We start from the raw sequence: 23,228 nt of genomic DNA, 5'->3' as shown, positions 1-23,228 counted from the left end.
TGCTCCGTAATGCAACAATAGTTGTTTTTTTGCAGTTTTACAATTGGTTTTACGGATTATTAACGCAAAATTTACGATATTCTCACAATAAATATTTAATTTTAACTTTACATTTTGCTTTTTTTTGCATTGTTTTGCATTTTTATAATAAATGTTATGATTTAGATAGATAATAACTATCACTATTTATTGGTGAATGAGACGGAGGTAAGGGCATTGTTACAAGAACATCGCCATCAAAAAATTGAAGCCTACTTAAAGCAACAAAAAGCTGTAAAAGCTTCTGAACTTGCTACATTATTGAATGTCTCGATAGATACTGTTCGTAGAGATTTAGAAGTACTTGAAAAAAAAGACTTATTAAAACGAGTACATGGAGGAGCTATTTTAAAGCAAAATAAAGATAATGTTCTAAACAAACTTTTTAACGAACGAGAAGTGAATCATTTAGAGAAAAAACAAGAAGTTGCCTCATTAGCAATTGAATTAATTGAAGAAGGACAAGCAATTGCTTTAAACGGTGGTACAACAACAATTGAGATTGCTAAAGTACTTGTGGAAAAGTTTAAGAGATTAACCATTATTACAAACGATCTTCGTATATTAGGTATTCTTGGAGCTAATAAAAATTTCAATGTAATCCTCACTGGTGGTTTTTATAATCCAGAGGAATATACTTTGTATGGGAAACAATGTGAAGAAGTACTTTCTCACTTTAATATTGATATTGCTTTTATCACGGTAAATGCATTATCCATTGAACATGGTTTGACAGATTTTAGAATTCATGAAGTAGGCGTTATTCAAACCATTCTTTCACGAACAAAATACAAAGTTGTAGTGGCCGATTCATCAAAATTTGAGACATCGTCTTATATTACAATTTGTCCATTAAAGAATATTGATCTTATCGTTACAGACAGCTCACTACCTTTTCATATAGCAGAGGAATATGATCGACATAACATTCGAACCCTTTCTCCAAGCTAATCAATCAAGTTATTTCATTCGGTTACCAGCATTATTTACTCAAATACCATTTCCTTATGAATTAATTGGACTAAATGGCACTGCTCCACCCTAGACGGTTCTCTCGGGGCGTGCCTGGCACGAAGGTCTAATGTAATGATAACTGGTAGCAGGCAGCTTTTCCTCCAAAACAAAAAAATCCGTTCGCTTATTTTAAATATAAGCAAACGGATTTCAAACTTCCATATTTAAGCAACTTTATTACTCACGAACAAACAATCTCATTTTTAGCTTAAACCTTATTCCACTGTAACACTTTTCGCTAAGTTACGTGGTTTATCTACGTCACATTCGCGGTGAAGTGCTGCGTAGTAGGCAATGAGTTGGAACGGTATGACAGAGACAAGAGGTGTTAATAATTCATGAACAGCAGGAATGACAAAGCGGTCATCTTCTTCTTCCAAGCCTTTCATTGAAATAATGCATGGATTTGCTCCACGGGCTACGACCTCTTTGACGTTGCCACGAATGCTCAAATTGACGGCCTCTTGAGTGGCAAGGGCAATAATCGGTGTGCCATCTTCAATCAAGGCAATGGTTCCGTGTTTTAATTCGCCGCCTGCAAATCCTTCTGCTTGGATATATGAAATTTCTTTAAGTTTCAGTGACCCTTCAAGACCAACGTAATAATCTAATGAACGCCCAATAAAGAATGCATTGCGTGTAACAGACAGATATTCACGAGCGATGGCTTCAAATTCTTCTTTCGAGTCACAAAGTGCTTCCATGGCTGTTCCGATAATCCCCAGTTCTTTTACAAGATCAAATTCGACAGACTGGTTACGGAATTTAGCTGTTATATTAGCCAAAATGGCAAGTACGGCAATTTGTGCTGTATAAGCCTTCGTTGAAGCAACAGCAATCTCAGGACCTGCATGTAATAGCAATGTGTAATCTGCTTCACGTGACAACGTGGACCCAGGAACGTTTGTAATCGTAAGAGCCTTATGTCCAAGTTCTTTAATGGCTACTAGTACGGCACGGCTATCAGCTGTTTCACCGCTCTGTGAGATAAAGATGAATAGCGGTTTTTCTGAAAGCAATGGCATATTGTAGACAAATTCAGAAGCAACATGAACTTCAACTGGAATCTTCGCCATTTTCTCAATGAATTGTTGGCCAATTAAACCTGCATGATAACTTGTTCCACATGCAACGATATAAATACGGTCCGCTTCACTCACTGCTTCAGCAATATTGTAATCAATGACCAGATTACCTTCTTCATTCTGATAAGCTTGAATGATTTTACGCATAACAGCAGGCTGCTCATCAATTTCTTTCAACATATAATGAGGGTACGTGCCTTTTTCTATATCACTTGCATCCAGTTCTGCCGTGTAAGGGGAACGAGTCATTTCTTGACCATCCAAGTTCTTAATTGTGACGTTTTCCTTCGTTACGATGACTACTTCTTTATCCATCAATTCTACGTATTGATCGGTTACTTGAATCATCGCCATCGCGTCAGAAGCCACCACATTAAAATCGTCACCTACACCAATTAGCAACGGGCTTTTATTTTTTGCAACGAAAATCGTGTCGTCATTTTGGTTATCTAGTAATGCAAGTGCATAAGATCCTTTAAGAAGCTTAAGTGTTGAAATAAAGGCAGATTCAACATCCTGTCCTTCATTGACGAATTTCTCAATAAGTTGAACGATAACTTCTGTGTCTGTATCACTGTTAAATGCTACTCCATCCAAATAGTCACGTTTCAGGATTGCATAGTTTTCGATCACTCCGTTATGAACCAATGTCAATCGTCCTGAAGTGCTTTGATGCGGGTGAGCATTCTCATGGTTTGGTACACCGTGTGTTGCCCAGCGAGTATGACCAATCCCTGTATTTGCAGCAACCGTTACATCTACAACTCCACGTAGATCTGCAATCCGCCCTTTTTCTTTAAAGACTCGCACACTTGATTCATTTTTGACCGCAATACCTGCAGAATCATAGCCTCTATATTCAAGCTTTTCTAAGCCTTTTAATAAAATTTCCTTTGCATCTCGATTACCAATATATCCAACAATTCCGCACATAATTTGTTCCTCCAGAAATCGGCAAGGGAACAAGAATGCTGGGGGGCATGCTTGCCCCCTTGTCTCTAGTTATTTTTATGTGTATTTCCGATTCTTTGTGCAGCAAGTTACCCCGCTGTTTTAAAATCGAAATTCTTGCGGCTATACACATACAGCCGGGAGGCATCCGCCGAAATATCGATAAACCTCCACCTCGTCAACTAAGCTATTTCGTCCGAGCTTAGTCCTGGCGCTTATATTTGTACTGACACAGTCCTCCTCCCATGTTTATTTCCCCATTCATGTAAAAACAGGATAATCATAACCTAAACAAGATGATCCGTCAATCATCTTGTTTAAAACTCGTGCTTTTAGAGGACGTTCAAAAAGTCCGGTAAAAATATCTGTCGAATTGCATCCAAGCTCTGTCTTCCGGTCCTCGAGACGATCGCTCTTTGAACTTCTCGGCTCTTTTTATCCTCCTTATTGAACACGCTCTTTTATAAAAATATGCATAAGAGAAATAAACGTTCCTCTTATGCATACTTGTTTCATTCTTCAAGCCCCATCTCCGCTTTCACAACAGCTACAATACGTTCTACATACTGATTACATTGTGTAGCATCAGGAGCCTCTGCCATTACACGGACCAATGGTTCTGTACCGGATGGACGAACCAAAATTCTTCCGTTACCATTCATTTCTGCTTCTACTTCAGAAATAATCTCCTGAACTTTAGCGTTTTCTGTCACACCATGCTTATCAGTGACACGGACATTTACCAATGTTTGCGGATATTTCTTCATTTCAGCAGCAAGCACAGATAATGGTTTTTTTGTCATTTGGATAATATTAACAAGTTGCACACCAGTCAACAAGCCATCCCCGGTTGTATTGTAGTCTAAGAAGATGATATGACCTGACTGTTCTCCGCCTAGGTTATACCCGCCTTTTTTCATTTCTTCCACAACATAACGATCACCGACAGCGGTTTGAACACTTTTAATACCAATTTCATCTAACTTTTTATAGAAACCAAGATTACTCATAACCGTTGAAACGACCGTACCATGTTTTAATCGATTTTCTTCATTCAAGTATTTCGCACAAATATACATGATTTGATCACCATCGACAATATTTCCTTTTTCATCAATAGCAATCAGACGATCTCCATCTCCATCAAATGCTAGCCCAATGTCTGCACCCTTTTCCAATAAAAATCGTGAAAGAGCTTCGGGATGAGTAGATCCAACCCCTTCATTAATATTTAACCCGTTAGGTGAGGCACCCATTGTAGAAATATCCGCATCTAAATCGGCGAATAAGTGTGCAGCCAGTGAAGACGTGGCACCATGTGCACAATCTAAGGCAACATGTATTCCCGTGAAATCTTCATCTACGGTTTGTTTCAAGTATTGAAGGTATTTCTGACCGCCTTCAAAATAATCATTTACATGACCTAAATCTCCAGCTACAGGACGTGGCAGTTGATCCGTTTCTAAATCAATTAACTCCTCTATCTCGTGCTCTTGATCATCGGAAAGCTTGAAACCATCTGGCCCAAAAAACTTAATTCCGTTATCAGCTACTGGATTGTGTGAAGCAGAAATCATAACACCAGCTTCTGCGCTTAAGGCCTTCGTCAAGTACGAAACACCTGGTGTTGAAATAACTCCAAGACGCATGACTTCGGCTCCAATGGATAATAGCCCTGCCACTAAGGCACCTTCTAGCATATGACCAGAAATTCGGGTATCACGGCCAATTAATACTTTAGGTCGCTCCGTATTCTTGGTTAATACATAGCCACCAAATCGGCCTAGTTTAAATGCCAATTCAGGTGTTAATTCACTATTCGCGACTCCTCTAACCCCATCCGTTCCAAAATATTTTCCCATTACAATTCGCTCCTTCTTCAAATGATTCCTAATTGGAATACATCACATTATGTCTCGTCTTTTTTTATAATCGATATCGATATTGATGCCTGTTTGTTTTGCAGTTCCCAGGTTATTGAAGATGGAGCATTGACTTGAATCTCCAGATCATGCTCGCCTTCTTCCAAATCCGCAGCATTAATTGAAAGCTGTATATTGGATTCATTCACTTTTTTCAGTTCATCTTCTGATCCTTTTATAAGGATACTTGTAACACCTTTTGTTGGTGATAAAAATTCTATTTGTTTCTCAGCTGGCAATCCAATTGCTTGAATCACAATATTAGAAATGGTTTTCGTCTGTACGGTAGCTTCCTTGTCTTTTGGCTGTTCCGTTTCTTGATTGCTCGGTGGGCTTGTTTCTTCTTCTTTTTCTTTTTCCTTTTCCTTTTCTTCAACACGGTCTGTCTTAATTTTCACTGTCACCTTTTCTCTAGAAATCCTTTGAACATTATCGGGGACAGTAATTGGCAAGTCAAGTTCTTCGTCACCGACTATTTTTGATACATCGATGGGTACCTTCACTACTTTTATATTTTGTAACACCGACGCTTTACCATAAAGGACAACTTCCTTCTGTTCTGCTGTAATACTCTTTATCTCCAGACCACTTTTTACTTTACCAGTTTGTACGAGTGTAATCGGCACCGTTTTAGAAGATATATTTACTTTTAATGTATAGCGTACAGTAGCTGGCTCAATTATAACATTTAACTTATTCAAGTCTCGATCCAGTGCGCGAATGGTTGCTTGTCCATTGACAGTATCTTTTACATCTTTATTTAACTGAAGCATCGCCTTTACATAAGAAATCTGGTCAATCGTATCCTTCGCCCCTGTAATCTTCACAGTTTGTGGATGAATAACTAAGGATTCTGTCGTATAGCCATCCTTTAGATTGGCCCGATTATAATCTGGTTCTACCGAAAACTCTTCTGTTACTCGTTCTTGAACGTTCACCGTCACATATCCAGGATCAATCGTTGCTTTCAACTTTTCACTTAAATCCATGATCTTAAGTGGCACTCTTTTATCACCCATTGTAATGTCTGGATCTGAAAGGTCAATGTATACTTTAAAATCCCGTTTACTTTTTGCAGACATTAATACAGGTTTCACACCTGTTAACGTAATATCAACCGTTTCCGGTGCGCCAGTAACAACAAGGTTTTTCTGATCATAATATATTTCTACCGGTATATCTTTAATAATCTCAGTATCATTTTCCCCAGGGGTAGATGTACCTGCTTTACTGAGTTTCGAATCAGGCACAAAATTGACAGAAATAAATAAAAGAGCAGCGATTGCGAATGCAATAATCCTCGTGAACCAAATGCTGTTCATGAATTTATCCATTTTTCTTCCCCCTCAAATTCCAACGTCCTGAGGAAGCTTGCTTCGTGTCATCAACAAGCTCTTTTGTCAACATTTCCTTAAAAGTCTCAAGACTGAGCTCACGATAAATCTCTCCATTTTTCGTTACGGAGATTCCGCCGGTTTCCTCGGATACAATCACTGTAATACAGTCCGTTACTTCACTTATTCCTATCGCCGCCCTATGCCTTGTTCCAAGCTCTTTTGATATGAATGGACTCTCTGATAGCGGCAAATAACAGGCTGCAGCTGCCAATTGATTATCCTTTAGTATAACAGCACCATCATGTAACGGAGTATTAGGTATGAATATATTGATTAATAACTCCGATGAAATATGAGATCCTAATGGAATACCTGTCTCAATGAAGTCGGTTAAACCTGTATCCTTTTCAATCGAAATCAATGCACCAATCCGCCGCTTGGCCATATAAGAGGTAGCCTTTACAATTTCCTCTACCAAGCGATCCTGTTCTTCCTCCTCTTGCACAATGCTCCTTGAGAAAAATTTCCCTCTACCTAGCTGCTCCAGCGCTCGCCTCAATTCTGGTTGAAAGATAATAATGGTGGCGAGGACTCCCCAGTCCATGACTTGCTCCATAAGCCATCCAAGCGTATTAAAGCCAAGTAAATTACTTAAACTGTGAACCACAACAATGACAAATATCCCTTTAAGCAGCTGAATTGCCTTCGTTCCTTTAATAACAACTAATAATTTATATATAACAAACCATACAAGGACAATATCGATAATATTTATGAAATAATCCAGGAAAGTAAAGTTGGATAATGACATGTTACTTCCTCCAGTCGGTGATACTCTAAATCCATGCAATGTAACACACCTTAGTATATCATTTATTTTCTAATACTACTAAAGAATGTATACCTTCTAATTGGGATACTTATCCTGAATTTCAATCATAGACAAATAAGCCCTACTTGCAAAAACAGGGCTTCATACTTGTCTTTTAGTCAGTTCTCATCCAACTGGAATAAAGCTTTGCCTGTATCCTTTATACTAAACCAAAGCCACTCAAACATTTGATCAATTACGTAGATTTGACCGGTAACATTACCTGCTGAAGCCATGTATTGCTTACCGTTTATAACTGTTACATTGCCCTTCACTTCTCCCTCAATACGAATGTCCCCATTTCTGACAATTACATCTCCGTTAACAATTTCGCCAGCAGGTACAATGACGGTCTCGTTATCAACTACCAAATTATTTTGTTTTGATACAGAGAAAGTTTCATCCTGGTTCCACGTTTGGAACAGTGATCCTGCCATTAAAATAATAAATAAAGAAGCAGCCGTTAACAATGGGTGATTTCTCATCCACCGCTTGGTACTAATATTTTTCTTTTCTTTTGGAAGACTCGCCTTTACTCGTTCTGTAAAATTGTCAGGGGCTTTAATATGCGACGTACTTTGTACTAGAGCCACCGCTTTCTTCATTTCATGAAAATACGTACGACACTCTTTACAGCCTTGTAAATGTTTTCTCAAAGATTCCTCATCTTCTGCACTGATTTCTTCATCTAAATAATTGTGCATATATTCATAAACCTCATCAGGACATTTCATTCTTTTTTCACCTTCTTTTTATAAATGACGCATTTGCTTTCTTAATGCTTCTCGACCTCTATGTATTCTCGTTTTCACCGTGCCAATTGGCAAATCCAAGATCTCACTGATTTCCTTTAAAGATAATTCCTCAATATACTTCAATACAATCGCTGATCGATATTTTTCAGGCAGTTTAAGAATTTCAGCTTGAATCGTTTCTTGCAGCTCCATCGATTCTACCTGTTCTTCTGGTAAGGCAATTTCAGCTGCAATTTGAGAATACATATCTAAGCCATCAGTACCTGCAACTTCCGCATCTAAAAAATAATCAGGTTTCTTCTTCCTAATCCGGTCTATGCATAAATTCGTAGCAATCCTGTAAATCCAAGTAGAGAATTTCATTTGAATATTAAATCGATGAATATTCACATATGCCCTTACAAAGGCTTCTTGGGCCATATCTTCAGCCTCATGACGATTGCCTAACATTCGAAAGCAAAGTTGGAAGACTTTATCTTTATATAGCTCGACAACGTCCCCAAAAGCATTTTGATCACCTTTTAATACTTCATGAATCCTTTGTTTAACAATTAACTCCATTTATTTACCCCCGCTCATGCGGCTATACGATACGTATACGAATCGCAAGCTAAAAGGTTCCAAAAAACATTACTATTATTTTAACAAACTTTAACAAAATATGTTTAATTAAATCCAATAATAGAAATATAAAGGATATATATCTGTTCATAAGCAAGGGGTAAACTCTCATTAAGTTGGGATCTATCAATTATTTAAAACACATCTTCTAAATTTTTGCTTATTCTACCGGTATTTCCGAACAATTTGTAATACATATACAGAAGTACGATATATTACTTTTGAAGTGTCAACATATAAAACAAATAAACGAAGTCTAAGGCCGCATTATTAGTCTTGTTTCTTTCAATGAGTATATACTGCTTAATTACCCCATCCAGACTTATTCTTGGTTTTCTAATAAAAATGGAAGAATGGGTGCAACCAATTAAAAAAGTCTTAAACCTGGATGGCTTAAGACATAAATGTAGTGATATGTAATTAGATGGTGGAGCCTAGCGGGATCGAACCGCTGACCTCCTGCGTGCAAGGCAGGCGCTCTCCCAGCTGAGCTAAGGCCCCCCAATATGTAATCGTGACTTGGAGCGGAAGACGGGATTCGAACCCGCGACCCCAACCTTGGCAAGGTTGTATTCTACCACTGAACTACTTCCGCAATTAAAATGAGCCATGCAGGATTCGAACCTGCGACCCTCTGATTAAAAGTCAGATGCTCTACCAACTGAGCTAATGGCTCGAATAAGACTAATGAGAAGATACATCTTAATTCGTTTGATACATATTTGTATGCAATACTATTAAAAAGTGGCTGGGCTAGAAGGATTCGAACCTTCGCATGACGGAATCAAAATCCGTTGCCTTACCGCTTGGCTATAGCCCAATAAACATAACATTTTGACAAAAAAATAGGTGGTAATTATATACTTCCCTTTTAAGGATAATATATAACTGACCAACAGATAATTTCTTATAAAAATGGTGGAGGGGGGCAGATTCGAACTGCCGAACCCGAAGGAGCGGATTTACAGTCCGCCGCGTTTAGCCACTTCGCTACCCCTCCAAAAAATTGATGCCGGCAAGAGGACTTGAACCCCCAACCTACTGATTACAAGTCAGTTGCTCTACCAGTTGAGCTACACCGGCAAATGAAAATGGTGGAGGATGACGGGATCGAACCGCCGACCCTCTGCTTGTAAGGCAGATGCTCTCCCAGCTGAGCTAATCCTCCAATATGTATATATATGGTGACCCTTACGGGATTCGAACCCGTGTTACCGCCGTGAAAGGGCGGTGTCTTAACCGCTTGACCAAAGGGCCTGTATTTTTTAAAATAATGTTTAATCATCATTCAGGAAGCTCCCAAGCGGGCTCGAACCGCTGACCTCTTCCTTACCATGGAAGTGCTCTACCTGCTGAGCTATGGAAGCATGGCTCCGCAGGTAGGACTCGAACCTACGACCGTTCGGTTAACAGCCGAATGCTCTACCACTGAGCTACTGCGGAATAATATAATGTTTCCTATAAAACTCAAAATAAAAAGATAAAACGGCCTGGCAACGTCCTACTCTCACAGGGGGAGACCCCCAACTACCATCGGCGCAAAAGAGCTTAACTTCCGTGTTCGGAATGGGAACGGGTGTGACCTCTTTGCCATCATTACCAGACATATTCTTTTTTTGAAAGACATTTATTATTATAATATATTTTAAAAATAAAATCTATTATATTTTTTCATTCTTTCAAAACTAGATAATAAGAAGGATTTTTGCTTTTTTCAAGAACAATAAGGTTAAGTCCTCGATCGATTAGTATCAGTCAGCTCCACATGTCGCCACGCTTCCACCTCTGACCTATCAACCTGATCATCTTTCAGGGATCTTACTAGCTTACGCTATGGGAAATCTCATCTTGAGGGGGGCTTCATGCTTAGATGCTTTCAGCATTTATCCCGTCCGCACGTAGCTACCCAGCGATGCTCTTGGCAGAACAACTGGTACACCAGCGGTGCGTCCATCCCGGTCCTCTCGTACTAAGGACAGCTCCTCTCAAATTTCCTGCGCCCACGACGGATAGGGACCGAACTGTCTCACGACGTTCTGAACCCAGCTCGCGTACCGCTTTAATGGGCGAACAGCCCAACCCTTGGGACCGACTACAGCCCCAGGATGCGATGAGCCGACATCGAGGTGCCAAACCTCCCCGTCGATGTGGACTCTTGGGGGAGATAAGCCTGTTATCCCCGGGGTAGCTTTTATCCGTTGAGCGATGGCCCTTCCATGCGGAACCACCGGATCACTAAGCCCGACTTTCGTCCCTGCTCGACTTGTAGGTCTCGCAGTCAAGCTCCCTTGTGCCTTTACACTCTACGAATGATTTCCAACCATTCTGAGGGAACCTTTGGGCGCCTCCGTTACATTTTAGGAGGCGACCGCCCCAGTCAAACTGCCCGCCTGACACTGTCTCCCGCCCCGATAAGGGGCGCGGGTTAGAATTTCAATACAGCCAGGGTAGTATCCCACCGACGCCTCGACCGAAGCTAGCGCTCCGGCTTCACAGGCTCCTACCTATCCTGTACAAGCTGTACCAAAATTCAATATCAGGCTGCAGTAAAGCTCCACGGGGTCTTTCCGTCCTGTCGCGGGTAACCTGCATCTTCACAGGTACTATAATTTCACCGAGTCTCTCGTTGAGACAGTGCCCAGATCGTTACGCCTTTCGTGCGGGTCGGAACTTACCCGACAAGGAATTTCGCTACCTTAGGACCGTTATAGTTACGGCCGCCGTTTACTGGGGCTTCAATTCAAAGCTTCGCCTTGCGGCTAACCTCTCCTCTTAACCTTCCAGCACCGGGCAGGCGTCAGCCCCTATACTTCGCCTTGCGGCTTCGCAGAGACCTGTGTTTTTGCTAAACAGTCGCCTGGGCCTATTCACTGCGGCTTTTCCGGGCTATTCACCCTAAAAAGCACCCCTTCTCCCGAAGTTACGGGGTCATTTTGCCGAGTTCCTTAACGAGAGTTCTCTCGCACACCTTAGGATTCTCTCCTCGCCTACCTGTGTCGGTTTGCGGTACGGGCACCCTACATCTCACTAGAGGCTTTTCTTGGCAGCGTGGAATCAGGAACTTCGGTACTATATTTCCCTCGCCATCACAGCTCCGCCTTAATGGAAACGGGATTTTCCTCGTTTCCGGCCTAACTGCTTGGACGCGCATATCCAACAGCGCGCTTACCCTATCCTTCTGCGTCCCCCCATCGCTCAAACGATGTATAGGTGGTACAGGAATATCAACCTGTTGTCCATCGCCTACGCTTTTCAGCCTCGGCTTAGGTCCCGACTAACCCTGAGCGGACGAGCCTTCCTCAGGAAACCTTAGGCATTCGGTGGAAGGGATTCTCACCCTTCTTTCGCTACTCATACCGGCATTCTCACTTCTAAGCGCTCCACCAGTCCTTCCGGTCTAGCTTCAACGCCCTTAGAACGCTCTCCTACCATGGATACCATACGGTATCCATCCACAGCTTCGGTGTTACGTTTAGCCCCGGTACATTTTCGGCGCAGAGTCACTCGACCAGTGAGCTATTACGCACTCTTTAAATGATGGCTGCTTCTGAGCCAACATCCTGGTTGTCTAAGCAACTCCACATCCTTTTCCACTTAACGTAAACTTGGGGACCTTAGCTGGTGGTCTGGGCTGTTTCCCTCTTGACTACGGATCTTATCACTCGCAGTCTGACTCCCGAGAATAAGTATTTGGCATTCGGAGTTTGACTGAATTCGGTAACCCGTTGGGGGCCCCTAGTCCAATCAGTGCTCTACCTCCAATACTCTCATCTCGAGGCTAGCCCTAAAGCTATTTCGGAGAGAACCAGCTATCTCCAGGTTCGATTGGAATTTCTCCGCTACCCACACCTCATCCCCGCACTTTTCAACGTACGTGGGTTCGGGCCTCCATTCAGTGTTACCTGAACTTCACCCTGGACATGGGTAGATCACCTGGTTTCGGGTCTACGACCTCATACTCATGCGCCCTATTCAGACTCGCTTTCGCTGCGGCTCCGTCTTATCAACTTAACCTTGCATGAAATCGTAACTCGCCGGTTCATTCTACAAAAGGCACGCTATCACCCATTAACGGGCTCTAACTACTTGTAGGCACACGGTTTCAGGATCTATTTCACTCCCCTTCCGGGGTGCTTTTCACCTTTCCCTCACGGTACTGGTTCACTATCGGTCACTAGGTAGTATTTAGCCTTGGGAGATGGTCCTCCCTGCTTCCGACGGGATTTCTCGTGTCCCGCCGTACTCAGGATCCACTCAGGAGGGAACGAAGTTTCAGCTACAGGGTTTTTACCTTCTTTGACGGACCTTTCCAGATCACTTCACTTACCCCGTTCCTTTGTAACTCCATGTTGAGTGTCCTACAACCCCAAGAGGCAAGCCTCTTGGTTTGGGCTATCTTCCGTTTCGCTCGCCGCTACTCAGGAAATCGCGTTTGCTTTCTCTTCCTCCGGGTACTTAGATGTTTCAGTTCCCCGGGTCTGCCTTCAGTACCCTATGTATTCAGGTAAAGATACTGTTCCATTACGAACAGTGGGTTTCCCCATTCGGAAATCTCCGGATCAAAGCTTACTTACAGCTCCCCGAAGCATATCGGTGTTAGTCCCGTCCTTCATCGGCTCCTAGTGCCAAGGCATCCACCGTGCGCCCTTTCTAACTTAACCATATGGTGGCTGATAAACGAAAAATTTATCAAACAACCTAGTTGTTAAAAGGTCTTACTTGATGTCTTGAAAAAATTAATGCAAAAATTTGCCTTCTATCTATTATCTAGTTTTCAAAGAACGATTCGGCAACGAATAAGCAAAAGACTAATCTGTTGCTTTCATTTACCACGAATGAATGAATTACTCATTCAAAACTGAACAAAACAAAAGCGCTCGTTATATTCCTTAGAAAGGAGGTGATCCAGCCGCACCTTCCGATACGGCTACCTTGTTACGACTTCACCCCAATCATCTGTCCCACCTTAGGCGGCTGGCTCCTTGCGGTTACCTCACCGACTTCGGGTGTTACAAACTCTCGTGGTGTGACGGGCGGTGTGTACAAGGCCCGGGAACGTATTCACCGTGGCATGCTGATCCACGATTACTAGCGATTCCGGCTTCATGTAGGCGAGTTGCAGCCTACAATCCGAACTGAGAATGGCTTTATGAGATTCGCTTACCCTCGCGGGTTTGCAGCTCTTTGTACCATCCATTGTAGCACGTGTGTAGCCCAGGTCATAAGGGGCATGATGATTTGACGTCATCCCCACCTTCCTCCGGTTTGTCACCGGCAGTCACCTTAGAGTGCCCAACTAAATGCTGGCAACTAAGATCAAGGGTTGCGCTCGTTGCGGGACTTAACCCAACATCTCACGACACGAGCTGACGACAACCATGCACCACCTGTCACTTTTGTCCCCGAAGGGAAGTCCCTATCTCTAGGGAGGGCAAAAGGATGTCAAGACCTGGTAAGGTTCTTCGCGTTGCTTCGAATTAAACCACATGCTCCACCGCTTGTGCGGGCCCCCGTCAATTCCTTTGAGTTTCAGCCTTGCGGCCGTACTCCCCAGGCGGAGTGCTTAATGCGTTAGCTGCAGCACTAAAGGGCGGAAACCCTCTAACACTTAGCACTCATCGTTTACGGCGTGGACTACCAGGGTATCTAATCCTGTTCGCTCCCCACGCTTTCGCGCCTCAGTGTCAGTTACAGACCAGAAAGTCGCCTTCGCCACTGGTGTTCCTCCAAATCTCTACGCATTTCACCGCTACACTTGGAATTCCACTTTCCTCTTCTGCACTCAAGTTCCCCAGTTTCCAATGACCCTCCACGGTTGAGCCGTGGGCTTTCACATCAGACTTAAGGAACCACCTGCGCGCGCTTTACGCCCAATAATTCCGGACAACGCTTGCCACCTACGTATTACCGCGGCTGCTGGCACGTAGTTAGCCGTGGCTTTCTGGTTAGGTACCGTCAAGGTACCAGCAGTTACTCTGGTACTTGTTCTTCCCTAACAACAGAACTTTACGACCCGAAGGCCTTCTTCGTTCACGCGGCGTTGCTCCGTCAGACTTTCGTCCATTGCGGAAGATTCCCTACTGCTGCCTCCCGTAGGAGTCTGGGCCGTGTCTCAGTCCCAGTGTGGCCGATCACCCTCTCAGGTCGGCTACGCATCGTGGCCTTGGTGAGCCATTACCTCACCAACTAGCTAATGCGCCGCGGGCCCATCTGTAAGTGACAGCCGAAACCGTCTTTCCATCTCTTCTCATGCGAGAAAAGAAATTATCCGGTATTAGCTCCGGTTTCCCGAAGTTATCCCAGTCTTACAGGTAGGTTGCCCACGTGTTACTCACCCGTCCGCCGCTAAATCAAGGGAGCAAGCTCCCTATCATTCGCTCGACTTGCATGTATTAGGCACGCCGCCAGCGTTCGTCCTGAGCCAGGATCAAACTCTCCAAAAAGTGTTTGACTTGCTCATTTGTTGTTATAGTGTGTACTCACTTCAATTAAAACGTTGGCGCTTTGTTTTGTTCAGTTTTCAAAGAGCAATTTGTTGCTTATCTCGTAAGCGACTTTTAAATCTTACCAAACTTCCCAATAGTCGTCAATACCTTTTCAAAAAAAGTTTTTTCAAAAAAACTTTTCTAAGAATTCGTATTTCGGCGACTTTTATAATATAACAGTGATAAAAAAGATAGTCAATGCATTTTTTATAAAAAGATTATGTTTATACATTAAATCGAATCCTTTTTTTCCATGGTCGGCTTTTTACTTCTCATGTATTTCAGGCATTCCGATGTCGGAGCGACTCTTTTAAAAAGATTAAACAGGATTTTATATCTTTCCTCCATCGCTCGTTTGACAAACGTATCGATTCTAGCATCCTGAAAGTCAAATAGAATTTCATCAAGTTCACGTTTTAAAACATACTCCAATTCTTTTTGTTCCATTTCATTAATCATTAATCCCATCATACATACCAACTCCTTTGTCCTCCTATTATTTCCAATCTTTCACTTTCTAATTCAACTAGATATTCTAATTAGTCATAAGACAAATTTATTTGAATAGATATGAGACAAGAGTATTGTGGACGAGGTGATGTTGATGAACTTTTTCTGGGTTTTAAGTGCTCAGTCAATTAAACGATATGCCGTAGTTATACTAGCCGCTTTATTTGCTGCATGGTTTTTATTTCTTCAAAACATTCTTCATGCTCCTGTTTTTTCTACACCAGATGGGCCAAAAGCGGTATACAAGGGCGAAAAAAACATCGCTCTCACATTTAATATCGGATGGGGGGATAAACAAGCTTCCCCTGTACTAGAGACGTTGAAAAATGAAAAAATCACATCCGCTACTTTTTTCCTTTCTGGGTCGTGGGCTGAACGTCATCCTGAAATTGTTGAGACAATAGTAAAAGAAGGTTATGAAATTGGTATTTTGGGGTATGCATATGTAGATTATACAGATTTAGAAGATGAAGAAATCATTAAAGATATTTCCAAAGCACAAGAAGCATTTAAAAAGTTGAATGTTAAAGACATTAAACTCCTTCGCGCACCGACTGGACATTTCGATAAACGCTTGTTAAAGATTGGTGAACGATTTGGCTATACAGTTGTCCATTGGAGCATTGACACAAAGGACTGGACGAATCCAGGTGTACATACAATTGTCCAAAATATCAATAAAGCTAACAAAGGCGATATTATTCTTATGCATGCATCTGATTCGGCCAAACAAACAAATAAGGCATTACCGGAACTCATTCAAGAACTCCGCTTAAAGGACTTAAATTTTGTTACAGTATCAGAGATGATTTCTAATTCCACTACAAAGCATGAAGAGATTCAGTAAACATAGACAAAGAACGACACAAGGGTCTGGTACCTTGTGCCGTTCTTTTTGATGCTTAAACTTCTTTGATCTTGATTTTATCTTTCTTCTTTGGAGTCATCATCTTTTTCGTAACGGCTGCTTTATTTACTCTCTTTTCAGCTAATTCTTTTTGGGAAGCATGAATCAATCGATTGAGAATCAACAATTGGTATACATTACAAATCAACAACGGATATAACATAAAGTACAACCAGCTATCATCATCTGTACGCAAAACAGGAACCCACTCTAATACAGTAATCACTGTCATAAAAAAAAGAGCTGGAATAAACGCTTGCTTATTCGTTTGTTTCACTTTGAAATAGGCGACAATCGCCCCAAAGATGAGTAAAAACAACGCCGGATAAACAAATGGCAAGACCCCTTCTCCCTTATCGGCGATTTTCATATATCGAAAATACACAAGATCCCCCAAAACAAAGGCAATCAAAACAATTTGAATCCCATTCCATAATGAGGCGCTTTTAAAGATCCCAAGCCCAAATCGATGTATGGTTAAATAGGCAAAGAAGCCGGCCTGACTAATAACACTAAAAATTAACCCTACCCCCACAAGCCATACAAAGACAGATAAAAGCTCTACTAAATCAAATGAAGAGAACTCATCCCATCGTACAGCGAAACCGACTATACCCCCTGATATACCTCCAACAAGTAGCGTTGATATAAATAAGCGAACTATATTACGGCTATTCATTATTTTCCCCCATAAGTAAGCATTTTCTTTCTCTAATTTTACCAACCCACACGTGAAAAATCCACCTTTCTCTAAAAACGCATAAAATCATTATTCTAATCCATATTAAATATATGGTGAATTGAAAGGAAAGGGGCTCTTAACATGAGATATGGAGTTACTTTATTATTGTTCTCCATGTTTTGCCTCGTAGGTTCTGGATGTAGCCAAAACGGAACAAGCGTAGCGAAAATGGATTATGAAGAAACAAAGAAAATGGTTGTTGATATCTTAAAAACAGATGATGGCAAAAAGGCAATTCAAGATGTCCTTTCTGACGAATCAATTAAAAGCGAACTAATTTTAGATCAAGATGTTGTTACAAAGGCTGTTGAAACAACGATCACATCGGATAAAGGCCAGAAATTCTGGGAAAACTCCTTTAAAGATCCAAAATTTGCTGCTAATTATGCTAACAGCTTAAAAAAGGAACATGAACAACTATTAAAAGATCTCGCTAAAGACCCAAGCTACCGCGAAATGATCATGGCCATTATGAAAGAACCTGGTTTCCAAACTGAAATTAATAAGTTGTTAAAATCCAATGAAATCCGCTCTATATATAAAGAAACACTACTTGAAACGATGGATAGCCCTTTAGTAAAAGCCAAAATACAAGACATTCTCATAAAAGCTGCTACCGATCTTCAATCTGAACAAAAGTCTGGTGATAAGAAAAAAGGCTCTTCCGGTGAAGATACGAGTGGTGGTGGAGGTTAAACTGTTAAGGGACTAGCACAATGTTAGTTGCGCTAGTCCCTATAAAAGGATATATAAAAAGTTCGGTAAAAAAGCTTGCGAATTGCATTAAAGCTCATTAATGACCTTACGCTTTACAATTTTCTTAATTAGCACTTGTGTGAATGATTTTATTAGCAATCTCTGTATAAATTTTGCCCAAACGATGTTCTGCTGCATAAACGGAAGGAGCGAAGTCTTCCTCATTCCAATCTGGTTGTTGAAGAGGCAGACGCCCTAATACTTCTGTGCGAAGCTCTTCTGCCAACTTGTCTCCCCCGCCTTTACCGAATACATATTCTTTTTCACCAGTTACTTTACTTTCAAAAAATGCCATATTCTCAATGACTCCAATAACTTCATGTTCAGTCTTAATCGCCATTGCACCCGCTCTTGCCGCTACAAATGCAGCAGTTGGATGAGGTGTTGTCACGATGATTTCTTTACATGAAGGAAGCATGGTATGTACATCTAGCGCAATATCTCCTGTTCCAGGAGGTAAATCGAGAAGTAAATAGTCAAGCTCCCCCCACTCCACTTCATTAAAGAAACTATTTAGCATCTTGCCAAGAACTGGTCCACGCCAAATAACCGGTGCATTATCTTCTACGAAAAAGCCCATTGAAATAACTTTAACGCCAAATCGCTCAACCGGAATAATCTTCTCACCACGGACTACAGGTCGTTTGGAGATACCCATCATGTCTGGAACACTAAATCCATAAATATCAGCATCCACGAGACCGACTTTTTTTCCGAGGCGAGCTAATGCAGTCGCCATATTCACAGATACAGTCGATTTCCCAACTCCACCTTTACCACTAGCGATTGCAATAAAGGTCGTCTTGCTCGTAGGCGATAATAACCCTAAATCAGCTTGTTCTTGTGGCATACTATCACGATGCTTCACCAATTCCTTTTCTGGCAATTCAGAAAAACGAATTCCCACTGAAGATGCTCCACCGCTTTTCAATGCATCTACAATTTGCGTTTGTAATTGTAGTTGTTCAGCAGTCCCTGTTTTTGCAATCGCTATTTTCACACTAACATGACTTTTTTCAGGTTTAATTTTGACCTCAAGAATTCCATTGGTTTCTATCAGGCTTTTATGAAGAAAAGGGTCATTAAGATCCTTTAATATATCCACTATGCTATCTTCGGTTAACATGATCTAGGCACCCACCTTAAATGAATTCGTTTCCAATACTAGTAGTATACCATATTCCAATGTGATCGCTTATCTGTTAGCTTCCGAACTTGTTTTTACATTTTTATAAGTCTTACTGTCACTTTTAAACACTTTATTCTTTATATTCTTTAATCTCTACTGAATCCTCTGTAAAGTATCGTAAGACCCCTTTATAAACAGCCGCCGCAACTTTTTCCTGATAGGATTCTTTAATTAAGTTTGTTCTTTCTTCATTATTCGAAAGAAAGCCAATTTCCACTAATGCACCTGGTTTCTTTGCATTGGACATAACATATACTTGATCAATTGTTTTCGCTTCCCGAGATGTATTTTCCAAATTACGAATAATTTCAGTTTGAATAAATTTTGCCACCCTTTCATTCTCTTCGAATCTACCTGTATAAAACGTTTGAGCACCTTTCCACCTCTTTGAAGGAATGGAATTGAGATGGATACTAAGAAATAAGTCGGCATTCGATTCGTTAATAAAGGTAACCCGATTGTGTAAATCTTCCTGCTTTCGATTACGAACGCCTTTCGTATCTTCATCTGCAAGATCCTTGTCACTTTCCCTTGTCATCAGAACCAGTGCCCCTTGTTCTTGTAGATAATCTCTTATTTTCACTGTTACAGCCAGTGAGATTTCCTTTTCTAACACATTTTCAGCAGAGGCTCCCCCATCCATTCCTCCATGCCCAGCATCTAACACAATAATTTTCCCAGACAAAGGAAGATTCCATGCATTCCAAGAATCGTCTTCCATAAATTTAAACGTCACAATTAAGAATAGCGCAATCAGACCAAGAGCTACTCCTGTATATTTCAACTTTCTAACCATTCGGATCACCTCTCGCTTGTCCTAGTCCCACATACTATAAAGTATGTATACTTTACCAAAAGTAGAACAAGCTGTTTTAGAGAATCACCATATCTAACTCATTAGTGAAGTCTTAATTTATATGATCTTTCCCCAGTCCGAAATCCTTCCTTCCACCACATTTCAACATACACACTACACCTATAGTAAAGGCTATCATTGTACAGTTCTTGCTCACCAATCTTCCCCCAATAAAGAATAAAGTTAAATAGTGTATCAATAAGGTGTGTCTCTTCTTGGTGGCATCGTACCTTCACCATATCTTCAGATTCACCATAATAACCAAATCTGCTATAATGTCCCCCAAGTAAATAGCTTTCGATAGCTACATCAAAGCAACCTTCCTCCAAAACTTCAGAAACACGGATTCCATTATATGAATCAGAACCAAAAAACTCCCGAATTCTCGCCCTCATATTTTCCACAGATAAATCCCGAAGCAACCGCCGCTCATACTTCACCTGCCGTACTCTTCGACGCTCCTCAAAACCCTCTATAATCACAAACAGCACCTCCAAGGGGTCAGACCCCATTTCCCAGGTTATTTCCCGGCTTATCTATAGTGTCTGCGAGCCAGAGTTAGCAATGCTAGTTATTAGATGGAAATTTGCGATAGAGGGTTTAGATCCCATATAGATACCAAGTCTCATCACTCAATTAGAACGATACAAACAATATTTAGCGAGGAATATAACAAATTATGGTGTACTCACCAATCTTTAACCTTCGACAAAATACGACATTTACTTTAAACTTTATTTACACGATAGATTTCGGTTGGTAAGCCATTTTTTCGTGATAAGGATCTCTCCATACGGACCCATCCCCCACACACTTTAAATGATGTAATGTGCGGAAGTGGGCCCTTTGGGAGATCCTCTTTTTTGATAATCAATCCCAGATTCCAAGCCTTTTCAAATTCAACGACTTCCATTTCCTCAAATTCTGCCCACATCATTGAATAATTCATAAAATGATACTTCCATATTCAAACACTTAAACCAATTGAATCAAAACGGGTTCTCCGTCAAATGTGGTGGTATCTGGTTCACCCAAAAATATCCACCCCTTTTGAAATGAGTGTCTTTTAGGCACTCACTTCCCTTATAAGCTGACGCCACAATATCTTCCTTCTTAAATAGCCAAAGTTCTTGATTCCGTACGAATTTCGATTGATGACCTTAGTGTTGTTGTTCACGCCTTCTATATAACCGTTTCTATATGGATATACGGAGGAATTCAGTATTTCCGTTTTCCACCTATTAAACGTTTTAAACGCCCCGATGTTGGAGTCATTGGCCAGGTTACGCCATTCTTCCAAACTGAGTTTTTCCGTATATTCATTGTGATTCTTGAACTAGCCATCTCATTTATTCTTCAATAATGGATTTAGAAGGCAGAGGATTCAAGGGATATTTAAACAGATATGTCGGCAAATAAAAACCCTTCCTCGGTAATCCGAGAAAGGGCTCTGTAAACGTTGATATCTAAACAATATTAACGTTTTGAGAACTGAGGTGCACGATGCGCGCCTTTAAGACCTTATTTTTTACGTTCTTTCATTTTCGCTTATTTATGAAGAAACATGAAATAAAACAATCCTTATTGTATCAAGGTTCAGCTTCAGTTTATTAACTAAAATGAAAATCAAACAATATACCGTTCTATATGTTGCGTGATCAAAAAAGCCGTAATTTTTGTAACTTTGATATCACCACAAAGAGAAGTTAATAGGGAAGTATATCTGAGGCTAGCTTCAATCTATTATTGAAACCACTTTCCAACTATACAGACAAGCTGTTGGCGATCAATTTTTTGTTCTCGGACACTCCCTTCCTTTCAATTAGATAACAACCTGGGACCTTTCAAAGATCCTTGCTTATTGAACTAAAGTCATACAACCTTTTCTTTACTATTACTACTAGCAGGAGCAACTGATATACCTGTTGTTTCTTCAAAATCATACAAACTGGTAGGAATATCTGCGAAGCGTTCTAATTCGTTATATGCTGGAATGCCGTGGTAGGACATATCCAATCCTTCTTCTTCCTCACGTTCACTCGCTCGGAAGCCAACAGTCTTTTCACATACCCTCGCGATAATTACTCCACCAATAAGTCCCCAAATAACGACTACTGCTGCACCTAATACTTGTATTTTTAAAAGAGAGAAATCCCCCGTTGTCAAAAGACCTTGAGACTTATCAAACAATCCCACCGCAATCGTTCCAAACACTCCATTGAAGCCGTGAACCGCCACAGCTCCCACTGGGTCATCTACTTTTATATTGTCTACAAAGAAAGTAGCATAAATCACAATCAAACCACCAATTATCCCAATAATAATTGCACTCCATTGACCAACAAAGGCACATCCAGCTGTGACTGCCACTAGTCCAGCTAATATTCCATTAATGGTCATACTTGGATCTGCTCTTCCGAACTTTTTCATCGTTATGAACAGGGCAGCGGCACCTCCACTTGCTCCTGCAAGCATTGTATTAAGGGCAATTGACGCGAGATCTGCATTAGAAGCATCTAACGTACTTCCTGCATTAAAAGCAAACCAACCCAGCCATAAAATAAATGCACCAGCTGAAGCTAAAGGAATATTACTAGGTGCAAAAACATTGGCACTTCCATCCGAATTAAATCTACCTTTTCTCGGTCCTAACTCTTTTGCCATTGCAAAAGCAATAAACCCCCCTACCGCGTGAATAGCAGCCGAACCTGCAAAATCCTTCATTCCTAAATTCGCCAACCAACCATCACTGTTCCAAATCCAATGACCTGAAAGTGGATAAATGATAATACATATAAGTGCTACTGTTAATATATAGGCTTTAAAATTCATACGTTCAGCTACTGCACCCGAAACAATCGAGACACAAGCTACTGCAAATCCCATTTGAAACAGTACAAAGGCCGCACTAGGTAATTCAATGGAAAGAACAATCTTTTCTGGACTACCAAATAAAGTGGTACCAATGATTCCAAATGTATCTTTCCCAAACATAATACCAAAACCAACTAACCAAAAAGCTAATGCTCCTATCGTTAAATCAACAAAAATCTTCATTGTTACATTGACAGCATTTTTAGTTCTAACAAAACCAGATTCCAGTAAACTAAATCCGCCTTCCATAAATAGCACCATTGCCGCAGCTAACACAATCCATACGGTATTTAAATAAATTAGTTCCACGGTAG

At 41.0% G+C, this 23,228-nt stretch carries 17 protein-coding genes, 10 tRNA genes and 3 rRNA genes; 3 read left to right on the top strand and 27 right to left on the bottom strand.

The features are described from left to right. Positions 1 to 216 precede the first annotated feature (216 nt). Positions 217 to 990 carry a DeoR/GlpR family DNA-binding transcription regulator gene (locus JNUCC23_RS01035; RefSeq protein ID WP_454213796.1) on the top strand — a complete coding sequence of 258 codons (774 nt, stop codon included), beginning with the start codon at positions 217 to 219 and terminating at the stop codon, positions 988 to 990. Positions 991 to 1,268: 278 nt separating this feature from the next. Here JNUCC23_RS01035 and glmS read toward each other — a convergent pair whose 3' ends face one another. The 20 genes from glmS to JNUCC23_RS00935 all read right to left on the bottom strand — a co-directional run bounded on the left by glmS (position 1,269) and on the right by JNUCC23_RS00935 (position 15,551). Continuing rightward, entirely contained in the window at positions 1,269 to 3,071 is a 1,803-nt protein-coding gene (gene glmS, locus JNUCC23_RS01030; RefSeq protein WP_062187050.1) for a glutamine--fructose-6-phosphate transaminase (isomerizing), read from the bottom strand. A gap of 530 nt (positions 3,072 to 3,601) precedes the next feature. Then, positions 3,602 to 4,951 (bottom strand): phosphoglucosamine mutase, encoded by a 1,350-nt coding sequence (gene glmM / locus JNUCC23_RS01025; protein ID WP_062187051.1) that lies wholly within the window; start codon positions 4,949 to 4,951, stop codon positions 3,602 to 3,604. A gap of 47 nt (positions 4,952 to 4,998) precedes the next feature. Next, on the bottom strand, positions 4,999 to 6,345 hold the full coding sequence (locus tag JNUCC23_RS01020; protein ID WP_454213793.1) for a CdaR family protein: 1,347 nt from the start codon (positions 6,343 to 6,345) through the stop codon (positions 4,999 to 5,001). Beyond that, positions 6,338 to 7,159: a diadenylate cyclase CdaA gene (cdaA, locus tag JNUCC23_RS01015; RefSeq protein ID WP_403077390.1), complete on the bottom strand. Its 822-nt coding sequence runs from the start codon at positions 7,157 to 7,159 to the stop codon at positions 6,338 to 6,340. The genes JNUCC23_RS01020 and cdaA overlap by 8 nt, the downstream gene beginning before the upstream one ends. Before the next feature lie 179 nt (positions 7,160 to 7,338). Beyond that, the gene (locus JNUCC23_RS01010) at positions 7,339 to 7,953 is read right to left on the bottom strand and encodes a zf-HC2 domain-containing protein (protein WP_062187058.1); all 615 of its coding nucleotides are present in this window, start codon (positions 7,951 to 7,953) and stop codon (positions 7,339 to 7,341) included. Between the two features lie 18 nt (positions 7,954 to 7,971). After that, a complete protein-coding gene (gene sigW / locus JNUCC23_RS01005) occupies positions 7,972 to 8,535 on the bottom strand; it encodes an RNA polymerase sigma factor SigW (protein WP_062187060.1) in 564 nt (187 codons plus the stop codon). Positions 8,536 to 9,020: 485 nt separating this feature from the next. After that, a tRNA-Ala gene (locus JNUCC23_RS01000) sits at positions 9,021 to 9,096 on the bottom strand. Positions 9,097 to 9,115: 19 nt separating this feature from the next. Beyond that, positions 9,116 to 9,190 (bottom strand) — tRNA-Gly (locus JNUCC23_RS00995). A gap of 8 nt (positions 9,191 to 9,198) precedes the next feature. Then, positions 9,199 to 9,271 (bottom strand) — tRNA-Lys (locus JNUCC23_RS00990). A gap of 69 nt (positions 9,272 to 9,340) precedes the next feature. Beyond that, positions 9,341 to 9,415 (bottom strand) — tRNA-Gln (locus tag JNUCC23_RS00985). Positions 9,416 to 9,511: 96 nt separating this feature from the next. Then, positions 9,512 to 9,595 (bottom strand) — tRNA-Tyr (locus JNUCC23_RS00980). Positions 9,596 to 9,605: 10 nt separating this feature from the next. Continuing rightward, positions 9,606 to 9,678 (bottom strand) — tRNA-Thr (locus JNUCC23_RS00975). Positions 9,679 to 9,687: 9 nt separating this feature from the next. Then, positions 9,688 to 9,763, bottom strand: a tRNA-Val gene (locus JNUCC23_RS00970). A 14-nt stretch (positions 9,764 to 9,777) separates the two neighbouring features. Continuing rightward, positions 9,778 to 9,852, bottom strand: a tRNA-Glu gene (locus JNUCC23_RS00965). Positions 9,853 to 9,889: 37 nt separating this feature from the next. Next, positions 9,890 to 9,962: transfer RNA gene (locus tag JNUCC23_RS00960), tRNA-Thr, on the bottom strand. 1 nt (position 9,963) lies between these two features. Further along, positions 9,964 to 10,038 (bottom strand) — tRNA-Asn (locus JNUCC23_RS00955). 45 nt (positions 10,039 to 10,083) lie between these two features. Then, positions 10,084 to 10,199 (bottom strand): 5S ribosomal RNA (gene rrf / locus JNUCC23_RS00950). Positions 10,200 to 10,320: 121 nt separating this feature from the next. Continuing rightward, a 23S ribosomal RNA gene (locus JNUCC23_RS00945) occupies positions 10,321 to 13,256 on the bottom strand. Positions 13,257 to 13,488: 232 nt separating this feature from the next. Beyond that, positions 13,489 to 15,038: ribosomal RNA gene (locus JNUCC23_RS00940) — 16S ribosomal RNA — on the bottom strand. Together the 16S, 23S and 5S rRNA genes with 10 tRNA genes alongside form the textbook arrangement of a ribosomal RNA operon. A gap of 273 nt (positions 15,039 to 15,311) precedes the next feature. Then, a complete protein-coding gene (locus JNUCC23_RS00935) occupies positions 15,312 to 15,551 on the bottom strand; it encodes a hypothetical protein (protein WP_454213790.1) in 240 nt (79 codons plus the stop codon). A 133-nt stretch (positions 15,552 to 15,684) separates the two neighbouring features. Between JNUCC23_RS00935 and pdaB the strand changes: the two genes are divergently transcribed. Next, on the top strand, positions 15,685 to 16,437 hold the full coding sequence (gene pdaB / locus JNUCC23_RS00930; RefSeq protein ID WP_062187246.1) for a polysaccharide deacetylase family sporulation protein PdaB: 753 nt from the start codon (positions 15,685 to 15,687) through the stop codon (positions 16,435 to 16,437). A 55-nt stretch (positions 16,438 to 16,492) separates the two neighbouring features. Here pdaB and JNUCC23_RS00925 read toward each other — a convergent pair whose 3' ends face one another. After that, positions 16,493 to 17,176 (bottom strand): KinB-signaling pathway activation protein, encoded by a 684-nt coding sequence (locus JNUCC23_RS00925; protein ID WP_454213788.1) that lies wholly within the window; start codon positions 17,174 to 17,176, stop codon positions 16,493 to 16,495. Between the two features lie 144 nt (positions 17,177 to 17,320). On the opposite strand from JNUCC23_RS00925, the gene gerD reads away from it, so the two are divergent. Continuing rightward, the gene (gerD, locus tag JNUCC23_RS00920) at positions 17,321 to 17,935 is read left to right on the top strand and encodes a spore germination lipoprotein GerD (RefSeq protein WP_403078018.1); all 615 of its coding nucleotides are present in this window, start codon (positions 17,321 to 17,323) and stop codon (positions 17,933 to 17,935) included. 124 nt (positions 17,936 to 18,059) lie between these two features. Here gerD and JNUCC23_RS00915 read toward each other — a convergent pair whose 3' ends face one another. From JNUCC23_RS00915 to JNUCC23_RS00890, 6 genes are all read right to left on the bottom strand, one after another. Continuing rightward, entirely contained in the window at positions 18,060 to 19,121 is a 1,062-nt protein-coding gene (locus tag JNUCC23_RS00915) for a P-loop NTPase (protein WP_403078010.1), read from the bottom strand. 133 nt (positions 19,122 to 19,254) lie between these two features. After that, a complete protein-coding gene (gene cwlD, locus JNUCC23_RS00910) occupies positions 19,255 to 19,980 on the bottom strand; it encodes an N-acetylmuramoyl-L-alanine amidase CwlD (protein ID WP_403078007.1) in 726 nt (241 codons plus the stop codon). Between the two features lie 101 nt (positions 19,981 to 20,081). Continuing rightward, positions 20,082 to 20,522 (bottom strand): DUF2521 family protein, encoded by a 441-nt coding sequence (locus JNUCC23_RS00905; RefSeq protein WP_403078004.1) that lies wholly within the window; start codon positions 20,520 to 20,522, stop codon positions 20,082 to 20,084. A gap of 245 nt (positions 20,523 to 20,767) precedes the next feature. Then, the gene (locus tag JNUCC23_RS00900) at positions 20,768 to 20,989 is read right to left on the bottom strand and encodes a hypothetical protein (protein ID WP_403078001.1); all 222 of its coding nucleotides are present in this window, start codon (positions 20,987 to 20,989) and stop codon (positions 20,768 to 20,770) included. A 117-nt stretch (positions 20,990 to 21,106) separates the two neighbouring features. Beyond that, on the bottom strand, positions 21,107 to 21,340 hold the full coding sequence (locus JNUCC23_RS00895; protein WP_253722866.1) for a transposase: 234 nt from the start codon (positions 21,338 to 21,340) through the stop codon (positions 21,107 to 21,109). Positions 21,341 to 21,912: 572 nt separating this feature from the next. Beyond that, a complete protein-coding gene (locus JNUCC23_RS00890) occupies positions 21,913 to 23,223 on the bottom strand; it encodes an ammonium transporter (RefSeq protein ID WP_454213784.1) in 1,311 nt (436 codons plus the stop codon). Positions 23,224 to 23,228 lie beyond the last annotated feature (5 nt).

Source organism: Peribacillus sp. JNUCC 23 (assembly GCF_053653995.1).
This window is presented reverse-complemented; position numbering and strand designations above follow the sequence as displayed.

Bases quoted from the DNA above. Each gene is read 5' to 3' on its own strand.
- glmS (WP_062187050.1), bottom strand. From the start codon at position 3,071: ATGTGCGGAATTGTTGGATATATTGGTAATCGAGATGCAAAGGAAATT.
- JNUCC23_RS00925 (WP_454213788.1), bottom strand. From the start codon at position 17,176: ATGAATAGCCGTAATATAGTTCGCTTATTTATATCAACGCTACTTGTT.
- glmM (WP_062187051.1), bottom strand. From the start codon at position 4,951: ATGGGAAAATATTTTGGAACGGATGGGGTTAGAGGAGTCGCGAATAGT.
- JNUCC23_RS01010 (WP_062187058.1), bottom strand. From the start codon at position 7,953: ATGAAATGTCCTGATGAGGTTTATGAATATATGCACAATTATTTAGAT.
- cdaA (WP_403077390.1), bottom strand. From the start codon at position 7,159: ATGTCATTATCCAACTTTACTTTCCTGGATTATTTCATAAATATTATC.
- pdaB (WP_062187246.1), top strand. From the start codon at position 15,685: ATGAACTTTTTCTGGGTTTTAAGTGCTCAGTCAATTAAACGATATGCC.
- JNUCC23_RS01020 (WP_454213793.1), bottom strand. From the start codon at position 6,345: ATGGATAAATTCATGAACAGCATTTGGTTCACGAGGATTATTGCATTC.
- gerD (WP_403078018.1), top strand. From the start codon at position 17,321: ATGAGATATGGAGTTACTTTATTATTGTTCTCCATGTTTTGCCTCGTA.
- sigW (WP_062187060.1), bottom strand. From the start codon at position 8,535: ATGGAGTTAATTGTTAAACAAAGGATTCATGAAGTATTAAAAGGTGAT.
- JNUCC23_RS00900 (WP_403078001.1), bottom strand. From the start codon at position 20,989: ATGAATTATTCAATGATGTGGGCAGAATTTGAGGAAATGGAAGTCGTT.
- JNUCC23_RS00935 (WP_454213790.1), bottom strand. From the start codon at position 15,551: ATGATGGGATTAATGATTAATGAAATGGAACAAAAAGAATTGGAGTAT.
- cwlD (WP_403078007.1), bottom strand. From the start codon at position 19,980: ATGGTTAGAAAGTTGAAATATACAGGAGTAGCTCTTGGTCTGATTGCG.
- JNUCC23_RS00915 (WP_403078010.1), bottom strand. From the start codon at position 19,121: ATGTTAACCGAAGATAGCATAGTGGATATATTAAAGGATCTTAATGAC.